This window comes from Citricoccus muralis (assembly GCF_003386075.1).
Taxonomy (GTDB): Bacteria; Actinomycetota; Actinomycetes; order Actinomycetales; family Micrococcaceae; genus Citricoccus; species Citricoccus muralis.
Map to the genome: position 1 here is coordinate 2,969,868 of NZ_QREH01000001.1, position 13,653 is coordinate 2,983,520.

Below are 13,653 nucleotides of genomic sequence, written 5' to 3' on the forward strand. Positions count from 1 at the left end.
GCCGGGGTCCGGACGCACCAGGCCGCGCGGGAAAGCACCGTCTCCCCGGGGAATGATGCCAGGACGCCTGGAACCGCCGCCTCACCGCAGCGACCGGGGCGACCGCGCGTCGGGCAGGGAATGAGGCGGTATGTGGCCGGGCGAGCGGGGCACGCACTGCTGGTGGTGGCCCTGGTCTACCTGCTGACCTACTGGGTGCTCTTCGCGCTGCCGGGGGACCCGGTCCGCAACCGCCTGGAGAACCCGCAGAACCCGGTTCCACCGGAACAGGCCCAGGTCATCATCGAGTACTACAACCTGGACCAGTCCGCCGTAGAGCAGTTCTTCATCACCCTCGGACGGCTCTTCCAGGGGGACCTCGGTTATTCGCTGGGCACCGGCCGGGCCGTGGGCGAGCTCTTCGCCCAGGGCATCGGTTCAACCCTGCTGCTGGCCCTCGTGGCCTTCGGAATTGCCGTTCTCATCGCCGCGCTGGTGGCCGTGTTCGCCGTGTTCAGCCGCTCCGCGGCCGTGCGGGCCGTCCTCACGGTCTATCCCTCACTGGCGCTCTCCACCCCCAGCTTCCTGGTGGGACTCTTCCTGCTGCAGGTCTTCTCCTACCAGCTCGGCTGGATCTCCGCCCTGGACACCGACGGCCCCGCAGGGGTGATCCTGCCGGCGTTGACCCTCGGTATCGCGGTGAGCCCCTCCGTCACGCAGGTGCTGATCCAGGGTCTCGGCGAGGCGAACGACCAGCCTTTCGTCAAGGTGCTCAAGGCCAAGGGCCTATCGCGCTCGCGGATCATTGGCCGGCACCTGCTGCGCAACGGCTCCATTCCCGCGCTGACCCTGCTCGCCCTCACGATCGCGGACCTGATCGCCGGCTCGGTGATCGTGGAGTCCGTCTTCAACCGGGCGGGGCTCGGCCTGGTGACGGAACAGGCCGTGCGCTCGCAGGACTCACCCGTGGTCCTGGCCGTGGTGCTGTTCGTGGCCGCGTTGTACTCGGTGGTCAACCTGATCGCTGACCTCATCTACCCCTTGATCGACCCCCGCATCGTGATCACGGAGTCCCGGGTGGCCCAGCATCCGGCGCGCGGGCGGCGGCTCCGTGTCCGGAAAGGACCATCATGACCAGCACCCTGCCGACCCCCGCAGTCCTCGCTCCGCAGGACGGTGGAGCCCCGAGACCGGACGGTGACTCCCGACTGGTCCCAGGACCGTCCGGTCGACGGCGGGTCCGGGCGGTGCTGCGCAGCCTGCGGACTCTCGATTGGCTCGCCGGGCTCTTCGTCCTGGCGCTGCTGCTCGCCGTCGCCGCGCCCGCGCTGCTGACCGCCTACGATCCCCTGGACGCTGGGGCGGGCCAGATCCTCGAGGCGCCGGGGACAGCCCATCCGCTCGGCACCGACTACCTCGGCCGGGACCTGGCCTCCCGGCTGATCTTCGGGACCACCACCACGTTCTCGGCGTCGGCCGTGGCCGTCTCCGTGGGACTGGCCGGGGGGATCGTCCTCGGTCTGGTCTCCGGGTACCTCGGTGGCTGGGTGGACGCCCTGGTGAGCCGGATCGTGGACGTGTTGCTGTCCGTTCCGGGACTGCTGCTGTCCATGGTGATCATCGTGGCGCTCGGCTTCGGGGCGATCAACGCGGCCATCGCCGTGGGAATCTCCTCGATCGCGAACTTCGCCCGCATCGCCCGCTCGGAGGTCCTGCGGATCCGGAACTCGGCGTTCGTCGAGGCCGCGCAGCACCAGGGCTCGGGCCGGCTCCGCACGCTCATCCATCACATCCTGCCGAACTCCCTGGGGCCCGTCCTCACGCTGATCCCGCTGCAATTCGGCGGGGCCATCATCTGGATCTCCGCCCTGAGCTTCCTCGGCTTCGGAGCGGTGCCGCCGCAACCGGAGTGGGGCCTGCTCGTCTCCGAGGGGAGGCAGTACGTGATGTCCGCCCCCTGGCTGCTGATCGGTCCCGGGCTCGCCATCGTCCTGACCGTCCTCTCGCTGTCCCACCTGCAGCGCCTCGCGGCGCGGCTCAGAAAGGAATTCTCCTGATGACGCTCACCACCACCTGGCCCAGTTCCCCAGTGGAGGGGCTTGACGAAGCGGCGGCCTCGGGGCCGATCGCCGCCGAGGTCAGCGGCCTGCATCTGACGTACGTCTCGCGCCAGGGACGCACCACCGGCGTGGAGGACGTGTCCTTCGCGGTCCCCCGCGGAGAGACCGTCGCCCTGGTGGGCGAGTCCGGCTCCGGCAAGAGCTCCGTGGTCTCCGCGCTGGCGGGGTTGCTGCCGGACAACGGCAGGATCGAGGCCGGGCAGCTGACACTGAACGGCCGGGAGGTGACCTCCCTGACGGATCGGCAGTGGCGGCCGCTGCGGGGTACCGTTCTCGGCTACGTCCCCCAGGATCCCCTGGGTTCCCTGGACCCCCTGATGTCCGTGGGCCAACAGATCGCGGAGTCCGTGGCACAGGCCCGCGGCGTGGGCTCCGCCGAGGCCGCCGACGCGGCCCTGGAACTGCTGGAGCACGTGGGCATCCTCGACGCCGCGCACCGCTACCGGTCCTATCCGCACGAGCTGTCCGGCGGTCAGCTCCAGCGGGTGCTGATCGCCAGCGCCCTCGCAGGCCGGCCCCAGGTCCTGATTGCAGACGAGCCGACCTCCGCGCTGGACGTCACGGTGCAGAAGAGAATCCTGGACCTGCTCACCTCCCTGCAGCGCGAGTTCTCACTGACACTGATCCTCGTGACCCATGACCTGTCTCTGGCGGCGGAGCGGGCGGACAGCGTGGTGGTGCTCCGGCACGGACGCGTTGTTGAGCAGGGCCGGGTGGATGAGGTCCTGCACCGTCCTGTCTCCGAGTACACCCGCCAGCTGTTCTCCGACGTCCCTGCCCTCAACCCGGACAAGTACGCCCTGCGGCTGCAGGAGTCCGCCGCCCGCCGTGATCCCGCGGCGCGGGCGATCAGCGTCTGCGGCCTGTCCAGGTCCTTCGTGCCCGGCGTCCGGGCCGTGGACAGCGTCGGCTTCGAAGTGGCGGCGGGGGAGATCCACGCACTGGTCGGCGAGTCAGGATCGGGCAAGACCACGATCGCTCGCATCGTCGCCGGCCTGACCGGGTTCGACCAGGGGACGGTCGAGGTGTTCGGCGAGCAGCTGGAGAGGACGCCTCCGGTGGTGAACGCCTCCCCGGAACGGCTGCAACTCGTCTACCAGAACCCGCTCTCCGCCCTGAACCCCCGTATCCCCGTGGAGGGGCTGGTGGCCGAGCCCCTGCGGATCCGCGGCCTCGATCGCCGGTCGGCGCTGGAGGAGGCCCGGAGAATGCTCGAGCGGGTGGGCATCGGTCGCGAGCTCTGGCGGCGCAAGGCCAGCCAGCTGTCCGGCGGCCAACGCCAGCGGGTGGCCATCTCCCGGGCCCTCGTCCTCTCGCCCTCGGTCCTCGTGCTGGACGAGCCGACCTCCGCGCTGGACGTCACCGTCCAGGCGCAGATCGTGGACCTGCTCTTCGACCTCCGAGAGCAGTACGGCCTGACGTTCCTGTTGATCTCCCACGACCTGAGCCTGATCCGGCAGGTGGCCGACACGGTCACGGTGCTCGAGCGCGGTGCGCTCGTGGAGTCCGGTCCGGTCCGCCAGGTCTTCGAGGAGTCAACACAGTCCTACACGCGCGCGCTGATCGACGCCGTGCCCCACCCCACCCGAGAGGATGCCCGATGACCCACCGTCCACAACAGATGAGTATCGGCATGAACGTCCTGGGGCTGGGCGGTCACGCGGCCGCCCGCCAGTTCGGGGAGGTGCCCGCCTCCGCCACCACGGATGTCGAGTACTTCACCACCATCGCCAAGATCTCCGAGCGAGGCGCCCTCGATGCGGTCTTCCTGGCCGACGGCCCCGCCTTCCAGGGGGACCCCGCCCAACCCACGGGGAAGCTGGACCCCATTGTCCTGCTGACGGCGGTGGCCGCGGCGACTGAGCGGATCGGGGTGATCGCCACCGCCTCCACGTCCTACAACCACCCCTACAACCTGGCCCGCAGGATCTCGTCCCTGGACCACATCAGCGGCGGCCGGGCGGCCTGGAACGCCGTCACCACCGCCGGCGATGCCGCCGCCCGGAACTTCGGCCAGGACGGGGCCGCGTTCCACTCCGATCGCTACCGCCGCGCCGACGAGTTCGTCGAGGTGGTGACCCGGCTCTGGGGGAGCTGGGATCCGGAAGCCGTGGAACGGGGGGACGGCACCCAGGACCTGGTGCACCCGGTGGGGCACCGGGGGGAGTTCTTCTCCGTGGAGGGGGCCGGAACGCTCCCGCACACGCCACAGGGCCGGCCGGTGATCGTCCAGGCCGGCGCGTCCGAGGGCGGCCGGAATCTCGGTGCGAAGCACGCCGACGCCATCTTCACCACCCAGACGACCCTCGAGGACGGGATCGCCTTCGCCCGGGACATGAAGCGGCGCGCCGCGGCCTTCGGGCGCGACCCCGAGGCCCTGAGGATCATGCCGGGTCTCTCCACCGTGATCGGCTCCACCGAGGAGGAGGCTCACCGCAAGGCGGACGAGCTCGACTCGTACCTGTCCCTCGACCAGGAACTGGAACAGATCGCGGCGCGCCTCGGCATCGACGCCCGGGAGGTCGACCTGGACCGGCCCCTGCCCTGGGAGAAGTTCCCGAAACCCAGTGACTCGGTGAGGACCAGCCACGGCTTCCTCGAGGCGCAGCTCAACCTCGCCCGCCGGGAGAACCTGACACCCCGGCAGCTCACCCAGCGGATCCGCAGTGGTCACCGGCTCGCCATCGGCACACCGGAGCAGATCGCGGCCACGCTCACGGAGTGGTTCCGGGCCGGGGCCGGGGACGGTTTCAACATCATGCCGGACACCTTCCCCTCCGGGGCGGAGATCTTCGTGGACCACGTGGTGCCGGAGCTGCGCAAGCGGGGGGTCTTCCGCAACGAGTACGAGTCCACCACCCTGCGCGGGCACCTGGGGCTGCCCGCGCTCTCCACGGCGGCCCTGGCGGGGCACCGCTGAGAGCGGGCTACGCCGTGGCCACCGCAGTCCGCACCTCGGGCCGGTCCGTGCCGGAGGTGGCCTGGCGTGCCTTGATGCCCTGGAGCGCCACGGCCACCACCAGCATCGCCACCGCGACGCCCATCCAGATCAGCATCACCGTGATCCCGTGGTCCACACCGATGGATCCACCGGCAATGAGGGAACGGAAGGACTCCACGGCGTAGGTCATCGGCAGCCAGGGGTGGATCGCCTGGAAGAACGCGGGCGCGGTCTGGACGGGATAGGTGCCGCCGGCGGCCGAGAGCTGCAGCACGATCAGCATCAGGGCGAAGAAGCGCCCGGGCGGGCCCAGCAAGGCGATCAGCGCCTGGTTGACGGCCATGAAGGTCACCGAGGTCAGCACGGCGAAGCCCGCCAGCCCCCAGGGGTTCACCGGCGTCAGGTCCAGGCCGAAGACCAGCACCGAGACCATCACCAGGGACTGCACCACGCCCATCAGCGCGGGCAGCGCGGCCGAGCGCAGCAGCACGCGCCACAGCGGCTTGCGCTCGGCGATCATGGTCTCGCGGACGGCCGGGCGCATCAGGAAGTACCCCAGCGCGCCCACCCACAGGGCCAGGGCCATGAAGTACGGGGCCAGGCCGTAGCCGTAGGAGGGGACCTCGTTGGTGCGTTCCATGTCCGCGCTCACCGGCAGGGCGGCCACGGAGCCGATGCTCGAGGCGTCCTGGTCCGTGTAGCTCGGCACGTCCGCCGTCCCGTCCCGCAGGGAGGTGAACAGCTGGCCGGAGCCATCGGACAGGTCCCCCAGCCCGGAGACAAGCTCGCGCGAACCGTCATCGGCAGTGGCCAGTCCGGAGGACAGCTCGGAACTGCCCGCGGCCAGCTCTTGCGCACCGGAGGCCAGCGCCGGCATCCGGGCGGCCAGCTGGCCGGCGCCGTCGCTCAGCTGCGAGGTGCCATCGCCCAAGGTCTGCGCGCCGGTGGCCGCCGTGGAGATCCCGTCCCTCAGCGTGCCGGAGCTGTCCGCCAGGGTCTGGGCCCCCGCAGCCACCTGGTCGGCGCCGTCCGAGAGGGCGTGGATGTTGTCCGCCACCTCGGAGACCGTGGCGGCGGCCGTGGACGCTGCGGAGCCGAGCTGGTCCACGTGGGCCTGCAGACCGGCCAGCCCCGAGCCGGAGGAGGAATCCCCGATCATCCCGCCGAGCCCCTCGTTCACCGTGGACGCCCCTGCCGCGGCCTGCTCGGCGCCGGCCGTCACCTGCCCCGCACCGTCCGCCAGCTCGGCGAGGGCAGCCTGGCGCTGCTCGTCGGTCATCGCACCGTAGGCGGCCTGCAGGTTGGCGATCCTCTCCTCCAACGTGCCCGCATCACCCTGGACCTGCTGCACGCCGGTCACCACCGCGCCCGCGCTGTCCCGCAGCTGCTGCGCACCGGCCACGGCCTCGTCCACTCCCGCCGTGAACTGCCCGGCTCCGCCTGAGAGGGTGCCCGCGGTGTCCTCGAGGGCGGTGACCCCCTGGTCCAATTGTCCGACGCCGGCCGCCACCTTCCCGGCCCCGTCCGCCAGGGTCTGGGTCTGGCTGGGCAGGGACTCGGTCTGGGACCGCATCTGGCCCAGCCCCGAACTGAGCTGTTGCGCGCCGTCGTTCACTGACGTGGCGCCGTGGGCGAGTTCCTGGCTGCCGGCGTCGGCGGAGGCTGCTCCCTCGGCCAGCTGCTGGGCACCGGTGTCCACGGTGACGGAGCCGTCCGCCAGCTGGTCGATCCCGACCACCAGGTCACCGGCGCCGCTCGCGGCATCCTGCGCACCCTCGGCCACCTGCCCGGCGCCGTCGGCGGCCTCCTGCATGCCGTCATGCACCTCGGTGAAACCCAACAGCACGTTCTTCACGTACTCCTCGCCGATGCCCTCGGCGACCGTGCTGGACGCGGTCTCACCGATGGTCTTCGCGATGGTGCCCATGATGATGTTCGCGCCGTCATTGGTCTGCATGCGCAGGGTGGACTGCTCCGCGTCCGCCGCCTCGCCCGTGGACAGCCCGGCCGCGTGCGTGGAGAACCGTTCCGGGATGGTCAGCACGGCCAGCACATCTCCGTTCTCCAGGGCCGACTGGGCCTCGGCGTCGTCCATCGGCTGCCAGTCCAGGTTGTCCGTGTCCTCATCCGGGTGCACCAGCTCCTCGGCCAGGTCCTCACCTAAGTGGATCGTCTCGCCCTGGGATGCGGTCGGCTCGTCCAGGTTCACGACGGCGGCCGGCACCGCATCGAGGCGACCCGTCGGGTCCATGTTGGAACCGGTGAGCAGCCCCGAGTACAGGGACGGGATGATGGCCAGGGCCAGCAGGATCACGCCGAACCAGGCCACGGCGCCGTACTTCTGGAGCGCAGACGCCCCGGCCTTCGTGGGCTGGGGTGGGGGCCCGTCGGCCGAAGTGTCGGGGGCGCCGGCGGCTGCCCACGGCCCGGCGCTGTTCCGCAGCCGGAAGGTGGGCTTGCGGTTCCGTGGCGGCGCCATCAGGCGATCCCTTCCGGGGAGGTGCCGGCCGGCGTCGTGTGCGGGTGTGTGGGGATGGGGGTGGAAGCCGGCGATGCCGAGCGGACCGCGGCGATCTCCTGTTCCGTGGCACCGGAGCTGGACAGGAGGAGGGAGGAGAGGCGGTCCACCATCTCCTCGACGTCGTCCAGTGGTTCGGTGGAGGCGGCCAACCACTGCTGGACCAGCCACACGGTCCCCGCGGCCAGGAAGTCGGCCCGCTGCCGGGGAGTGTCCGGTCCCTTCCTGCGGTGGATGACCGGGCCCAGGGGAGAGGAGGTGAGCAGGCGGCGGGACAGGTAGGTGATGAAGTCGGTCATGACGATCGCCGGACTGATCGCCAGCACGGCGAGGTAGAAGCGGCGGTGTTCTGCCAGATCTGTCAGCAGGGTCATGAACGTGCCGCGGGCGAAGGCTGTCCAGGATTCGCCGAGCGCCGCCTGCGGGACACGGCTGAACGTGGCTTCCATCCTCTGCAGAGCGACCTCCCTCACCAGCGAGGGGATGTCCTTGAAGTACTTGTAGAAGGTGGGCCTGCTGACCCGAGCGCGCTGCACCACGTCCGTGACGCTCAGGCGGTGGGGGTCCACGCCCTCGTCCAGCAGCGCCGTGACCGCGTCCACCAGCGGTGCCAGTGACCGTCCATCCTGCACTCGATCGCTCATCAATGTCTCCCTTGCCCTACAGTCCAGAGCAAAGTTTACACCTGTAAAAAAGTCCCGAGCGGACTGAGGGCGCTACCGCGCCTTGATCAGAAGAGTTATCGCAAGCCGGGCGGGGAAGAGGTTGACATGTGTCAGCTTCAGGGGCCAGGGAAAGCCTACGCAGGGACCTCGTTCCCCGCGTGGACCAGCCCGTTGATGTACCGCTTGATCTCGTTGAACTCGCCGGAGGCGGGATCACGGTCCTGACCCAGGGTGATCGGGACGACCTCACGGACGTGGCCGGAATTGCCGTGGGACGATCCCCCCGCCATGACGACGACTCGATCCGCCAGGAAGACGGCCTCCTCGATGCTGTGGGTGACGAACAGGATCGTCACGCCGGCCTCGTGGTGGGTTCGTCGCAGTTCCTGTTGCATCCCGCTTCTCGTCAGGGCATCGAGTGCGCCGAACGGTTCGTCCATCAGCATCACGGCCGGTCGATTGGCGAGGACCCGGGCGATGGCCACGCGCTGCTGCATGCCGCCCGAGAGCTGGTGTGGAAAGGACTTCGCGACCCGGGTCAACCCCACGGACTCCAGGGCCCTGGAGGTGCGGTCCTGCACGTCGGCCTTGGCCAACCGGGCCTGCCTCGGACCGTAGGCGATGTTCTCCGTCACCGTGAGCCAGGGGAACAGGCCGTAGTCCTGGAAGACCACACCACGGTCTGGGCCGGGGCCGTTGACGTCCCGTCCGGAGACCTGTGCGGTGCCGTCCGTGGGCTGCTCGAAGCCGGCCACCATGCGCAGGACCGTCGACTTCCCGCAGCCGCTGGCTCCAACGATGCACACGAACTCGCCGCTGTGGATGTCCAGGTTGACGTCTGCCACGGCCGGCAGGGGAGCGCCGGGGAAGTGCTTGCCGAGATGGGTGAGGACCACCGTGCCGTCGACGGCGGTGCCCAGAGGTGTCATGCTCATGTGATTTCTCCTGGTTCTACGTGGCGAGGGGGCGGCGGCCGACCACGAGGCGGACGGCCAGGGTCAGCAGGCGATCGGCTGCGAAGCCGGCCAGGCCGATGACGATCATCCCGGCGATGATCAGGTCCGTGCGGGACTGCTCCTGGGCCTGGGTGATGGCAGCGCCCAGTCCGGTGGTGATACCGACGGTCTCTCCGACCACGAGGATGACCCATGCCAGACCCAGCGCCACCCTCATGCCGCTGACGATGCTGGGGATGGCGGCCGGCAGGACCACCTTGTAGAGGGCCTGGCTGGTGGGGGTACCCAGCATGGAGGACGCCTCCAGCAACCGTTCCGGCACCTGCTGGACCCCGGTGATGGTGTTCAGCAACAGCGGGAAGAACGCCGCGAGGAAGACCAGGAACACCGTGGACCGATCCCCGAACCCGATGATCAGCAAGGTGAGAGGAGCCCACGCGGTGACCGGGATCGGCCGGATGAGGTTGATGGTCGGTTCCAGCATCCGGAAGACGGTCTTGGACCGGCCCATCACCACACCGAGGGGAACAGCGAGGGCGGTGGCGAGGCCGAAGCCCTGCAGGACGCGCAGGGTAGACGCCCATAGGTGGGCCCACAGGGTGCCGCTGAAGGCGTCATTCATGACCCCGCCGAAGGCGAAGTCCCACAGCCGTGCGCCGACGTCCATGGGCGTGGGCAGAAAGGCCATCTTGATGCCGAAGGGAAGGATCCACTCGCCCTGGACGCCCAGGGTCCACAGGATCAGGAGGACGATGGGGACGGGGATGGCCAGTAGCCAGGCGCGGCCCGTGCCGGATCGGCTGGCCGTGGATGGCTGCCTGGAGGCTGCTCCTCTCGTGGAGGTGCCCCCAGGGGGCGGGGCGGTGGCAGGGGCTGAGGTGACATCACCGGCGGTACGCGCGGAGGTCGTCGGGACTGGAGTGGTCATGGGTCCTCCTTTGATCAGTGCTCGTTTTAGTCGTTGACGGTGGAGGCATCAACGAAGGTGGGGTCGAGGGCGGCCGAGGTATCGACGCCCTCGCTGATCTGCCCGAAGGCCAGCATCTGTTCGGCCAGGGCGGCGACCTGCGCCTGATAGTCGTCATCGAGTTCCCACCGGGGCGTGACGTTCTGAATCGCGAGATCGGCCACGGCGGCATCCATGCCGAAGTCCTCCACGAGGCCCGCTGACCATTCCTCGGGGTTCTCCGCCATGTACTCGGAGGCCTGGATGTGGGTGTCCACGACCTCCTGGGCGAGGTCCGGCTCCTCGGCCACGAACTCGCCGGTGGCGGCCAGGACGATGTTGACCTCTCCCACCGGGGTGTCATAGGGAGACACGATGTCAACAGCTCCGGCGTCCATGGCCACCGATGGGCCGATCTCGGCTGAGGACATGGCATCGATCTGACCCGAGGTATAGGCATTCGCCATTTCGGAGAACGGAAGGTTCACCAGGGTGACGTCGTTGTCCGGGTCAATCCCCAGGTTCTCGAGCGTGAGCTTGAGCAGGATCTCCTGTGAGGCACCCATGGGGTAACCGATGGTCTTGCCGGCCAGGTCCTGCGGATCCGTGATGTCCGGCGCCCCGACGATGCGGGAGCCGCCGTCGGCCGAGGAGGCGATGATCTTGACGTCCTGACCATCAGCCAATCCGGCGAGAACAGACGGTGCGCCGGTGACGCCCAGATCAACGGATCCGGAGACCACGGCGTTCTTGATGTCCGAGGAGGAGTCGAACAGGACGATCTCGAAGCTCTTGCCCTCCGGTGCGAACTGATCGTAGAAGTACGGGGTGTACAGGTGTGGTTGCGCTCGGAGGGTGCCCACGGTGATGGTGTCCCCGGCTCCCTCTGCGGGTGCGCAGGCAACCATCGAGGCGGCTACCAGACCACTGACGGCGGCGAGGGACAGGGTACGGGTGAGGCGGGTGTTCGGCATGGTGGGTGCAGCTCCTTGGAGGGGGTTGGACGGAGAGGGGCGAATAGAGGGGAACGCTACGGAGGGGCTAGGCGTGGACCGGGAGGGGAGCGGGGGCGGCCTCACCGGCAGCGTCCAGATAGGCACGCCAGCCGCCGAACGAGGTGATGTCCCGTTCCACACCCTGGACCTGGCCGATGAATCCGCAGACGGTGCGTCCGTCCGAGAGGGAGACCTGCCCCAGCCCCATCGGCGCCGGCAGGCCAGTCAACAACCGCGCCAGAGAGGTCAGGGGGAGGCGCCACAGCTCGCCGGGCACGGAGATGCCCGAGGCGGATGGGGCCACGATGGGACGCGGCGGGGACCCTTCGGCCAGGTAGAGCCGGTGGTTGGTTGCCGTGGTGATGTCGTCGATGTAGCGACCGCCCAGGTCCGTGAGCTGACGGTTCAGGGGCTGGCCGTGCAAGTGCGCCCCGAAGACGGCCAGGTCGATTCCGGCGGTGGTGGACAGTGCCGGCGGCTCACGGAGGAAGTCCGCGGCGAGGTCGATCCCCACCTGGTCGTGGAATGCCCTGGTGACGAACGTGATCCCGAAGGCGCCGTCCCCGGTGGTGTGGGTGACGGGAACAGCGATGGCGGCCATGTCCATGAGATTGACGAAGTTGGTGAAGGTCCCCAGCCCTGTGTTGATGAGACCGGCGTCGTCGGCGAGGACATCCGTCATCAGGGGGTGCTCCGGCGCTGTGGGGACCACCAGTGCGTCCACGCCCTGCAACAGCTCCCGCCCCCGTCGGGTGAGTTCAGCCAGCACCTGCTGGTCCTGGATGACTGTGACTCCGGGAATCTCTTCCGCGTGGGCGGCGATGCGCCCCACGTGGGGGTCCGTCCCCTCCGGGTGTTCGGCCAGGAACCGTCCGAAGCTGGCGGCTCGTTCTGCGACCAGGCCGCCCTCATAGAGGAGCCGCCCGGCCTGAGCGAAGGGGGAGAAATCGATCTTCTGGACGGTGACGCCACGGCCCACCAACTGTGCGATCGCACCAGCGAAGGCAGTCCGGAAGGCCTCGGGCAGGCTGGTCAGATCCCGGTCCTGGGGGATCGCCACCACGGGATCCCGGGGAGCGGACAGGGGCGCCGTGTCCGGCAGCACCCGACTGTGCGGGTAGCGCTCCGAGGGAGCGGACGCGATCCGGAGGACGGCTGCGGACAACGCGACGGTCGGGGCGAAGACGGACACGCAGTCGTAGGACGGGCACGCGGGGACCACGCCGTCCGCGGCGACCAGCCCGTACGTCGGCTTCAGCCCGATGATGCCGTTGAAGGCGGCGGGAACGCGTCCGGAGCCGGCCGTGTCAGTGCCGAGTGAGAAGTCCACGAGTCCCTCTGCCACGGCCACGGCTGATCCGGAGCTGGAGCCGCCGGACACCCGTTCCGGCGCGAGGGCACTGGAGGGTTGGCCGAAGGGACTGCGGGTGCCCACCAGGCCGGTGGCGAACTGGTCCAGATTGGTCTTGCCGATGAACACCGCGCCGGCGGCTCGCAAGCGGCTCACCACCGAGGCGCTGACCACGGCTCGCCGGTCGAAGCCCGGGTGGGCCGCGGTCGTGCGGAGCCCGGCCACGTCGATGTTGTCCTTGACGGCGAAGGTCAATCCGGCCAGAGGCATCTCACGGCCCGCTGCGAGTTCGCGCTCCACGCCCCAGGCCTCGTTCAGAGCTGCGGATTCGTCCTGCAGGGAGATCCAGACGTGACTGCTGTGGGCAGCGGCGATGCGCGCGTAGGAACGGGCGACCGCAGCGGTGGGGGAGAGGGTGGGCATCAGTATCCTTCGTTGTCGAATGGCCAGGTCTGGGGCATCTGGCCCGGGTTACAGGGAGAAGCTGTCCGTGGCGCGCGCCAGGGACACCGTCTGGGATTCGCCGATGTGACTCTCCAGGGCTTCCAGCGCCTCCAGGAGGCGGCCGGTCAGGACCAGTTCGCCGATCTCGAGGTGCTCGTCGATGGTGCTGTTGATGCGGTCCTGAGTGAGGTAGTCGTGCATCCTGACCGAGCGGATCCGCTGGTTGACCCCCTTCAGGATCTCGACCATTTCCGTGTTGCCGGAGGCCAGCAGCAGCGTGAGGTGGAATTGCTCGTCGGCGGTGACGAATCCAGCGTCCGGGGTGACGCCTTGGGATTTCCGCTCATGCCACAAGGCGAGCTCATCCTCGATCAGCGCGGTGTCATGGACGGTGTCCGCGCCGCCCGTACAGCGGACGATCCCCTGACGTTCCAGCGTGACGCGTAGCTCGTAGAGGTCGGACAGTTCCTTGCGGGTCGGCATGTACCGGTACAGGGCGCCGTCTCGGAAGGCCAGCAGCCGATCTGCGCGAAGCCGGGCCAGGGCGTCACGGGCCGGCGTGCGGGAGACGCTATAGCGCTCCGCCACCCGCATCTCGGTGATGCGGACCAGCGGCGAGATCGCGCCGGCGAGCAGGTCGTCCCGCAACTGGAGGTAGACCCGCTCCTGTTCGGTCACCTTGCGTCCTGACGCCGCGGCGCCGGGGAAGCCCTGCCGTGTATCCACCGTTGTATCCAT

The 13,653-nt window shown here is 69.3% G+C and carries 11 protein-coding genes; 4 read left to right on the forward strand and 7 right to left on the reverse strand.

Annotated features, from left to right (window positions below; translation table 11 throughout):
- Positions 1-132: 132 nt before the first annotated feature.
- Genes C8E99_RS13260 through C8E99_RS13275 form a run of 4 tightly spaced genes read left to right on the forward strand, consistent with a single transcriptional unit; the run spans position 133 to position 5,019 of the window.
- Positions 133-1,113 (forward strand): ABC transporter permease, encoded by a 981-nt coding sequence (locus C8E99_RS13260; RefSeq protein ID WP_211309053.1) that lies wholly within the window; start codon positions 133-135, stop codon positions 1,111-1,113.
- Positions 1,110-2,036 carry an ABC transporter permease gene (locus C8E99_RS13265; RefSeq protein ID WP_115932684.1) on the forward strand — a complete coding sequence of 309 codons (927 nt, stop codon included), beginning with the start codon at positions 1,110-1,112 and terminating at the stop codon, positions 2,034-2,036. Before C8E99_RS13260 ends, C8E99_RS13265 begins: the two co-directional genes overlap by 4 nt.
- Entirely contained in the window at positions 2,036-3,703 is a 1,668-nt protein-coding gene (locus tag C8E99_RS13270; protein ID WP_115932685.1) for a dipeptide ABC transporter ATP-binding protein, read from the forward strand. Before C8E99_RS13265 ends, C8E99_RS13270 begins: the two co-directional genes overlap by 1 nt.
- The gene (locus C8E99_RS13275) at positions 3,700-5,019 is read left to right on the forward strand and encodes an LLM class flavin-dependent oxidoreductase (RefSeq protein WP_115932686.1); all 1,320 of its coding nucleotides are present in this window, start codon (positions 3,700-3,702) and stop codon (positions 5,017-5,019) included. The genes C8E99_RS13270 and C8E99_RS13275 overlap by 4 nt, the downstream gene beginning before the upstream one ends.
- A 7-nt stretch (positions 5,020-5,026) precedes the next feature.
- Here C8E99_RS13275 and C8E99_RS13280 read toward each other — a convergent pair whose 3' ends face one another.
- The 7 genes from C8E99_RS13280 to C8E99_RS13310 all read right to left on the reverse strand — a co-directional run bounded on the left by C8E99_RS13280 (position 5,027) and on the right by C8E99_RS13310 (position 13,653).
- Positions 5,027-7,519: a YhgE/Pip domain-containing protein gene (locus C8E99_RS13280; RefSeq protein WP_115932687.1), complete on the reverse strand. Its 2,493-nt coding sequence runs from the start codon at positions 7,517-7,519 to the stop codon at positions 5,027-5,029.
- Entirely contained in the window at positions 7,519-8,202 is a 684-nt protein-coding gene (locus C8E99_RS13285) for a TetR/AcrR family transcriptional regulator (protein ID WP_115932688.1), read from the reverse strand. The genes C8E99_RS13280 and C8E99_RS13285 overlap by 1 nt, the downstream gene beginning before the upstream one ends.
- Before the next feature lie 155 nt (positions 8,203-8,357).
- Entirely contained in the window at positions 8,358-9,158 is an 801-nt protein-coding gene (locus tag C8E99_RS13290; protein WP_211309054.1) for an ABC transporter ATP-binding protein, read from the reverse strand.
- 16 nt (positions 9,159-9,174) lie between these two features.
- Entirely contained in the window at positions 9,175-10,107 is a 933-nt protein-coding gene (locus C8E99_RS13295) for an ABC transporter permease (protein WP_115932689.1), read from the reverse strand.
- Between the two features lie 26 nt (positions 10,108-10,133).
- Positions 10,134-11,099, reverse strand: coding sequence for an ABC transporter substrate-binding protein (locus C8E99_RS13300; RefSeq protein ID WP_115932690.1), 966 nt, complete (start codon positions 11,097-11,099; stop codon positions 10,134-10,136).
- Positions 11,100-11,166: 67 nt separating this feature from the next.
- Positions 11,167-12,894, reverse strand: coding sequence for an allophanate hydrolase (atzF, locus tag C8E99_RS13305; protein ID WP_115932691.1), 1,728 nt, complete (start codon positions 12,892-12,894; stop codon positions 11,167-11,169).
- A gap of 48 nt (positions 12,895-12,942) precedes the next feature.
- A complete protein-coding gene (locus tag C8E99_RS13310) occupies positions 12,943-13,653 on the reverse strand; it encodes a GntR family transcriptional regulator (protein ID WP_115932692.1) in 711 nt (236 codons plus the stop codon).

Bases quoted from the DNA above. Each gene is read 5' to 3' on its own strand.
- C8E99_RS13280 (WP_115932687.1), bottom strand. From the start codon at position 7,519: ATGGCGCCGCCACGGAACCGCAAGCCCACCTTCCGGCTGCGGAACAGC.
- C8E99_RS13295 (WP_115932689.1), bottom strand. From the start codon at position 10,107: ATGACCACTCCAGTCCCGACGACCTCCGCGCGTACCGCCGGTGATGTC.
- C8E99_RS13285 (WP_115932688.1), bottom strand. From the start codon at position 8,202: ATGAGCGATCGAGTGCAGGATGGACGGTCACTGGCACCGCTGGTGGAC.
- C8E99_RS13275 (WP_115932686.1), top strand. From the start codon at position 3,700: ATGACCCACCGTCCACAACAGATGAGTATCGGCATGAACGTCCTGGGG.
- C8E99_RS13265 (WP_115932684.1), top strand. From the start codon at position 1,110: ATGACCAGCACCCTGCCGACCCCCGCAGTCCTCGCTCCGCAGGACGGT.
- C8E99_RS13270 (WP_115932685.1), top strand. From the start codon at position 2,036: ATGACGCTCACCACCACCTGGCCCAGTTCCCCAGTGGAGGGGCTTGAC.
- C8E99_RS13290 (WP_211309054.1), bottom strand. From the start codon at position 9,158: ATGAGCATGACACCTCTGGGCACCGCCGTCGACGGCACGGTGGTCCTC.
- C8E99_RS13300 (WP_115932690.1), bottom strand. From the start codon at position 11,099: ATGCCGAACACCCGCCTCACCCGTACCCTGTCCCTCGCCGCCGTCAGT.
- C8E99_RS13310 (WP_115932692.1), bottom strand. From the start codon at position 13,653: ATGGATACAACGGTGGATACACGGCAGGGCTTCCCCGGCGCCGCGGCG.
- atzF (WP_115932691.1), bottom strand. From the start codon at position 12,894: ATGCCCACCCTCTCCCCCACCGCTGCGGTCGCCCGTTCCTACGCGCGC.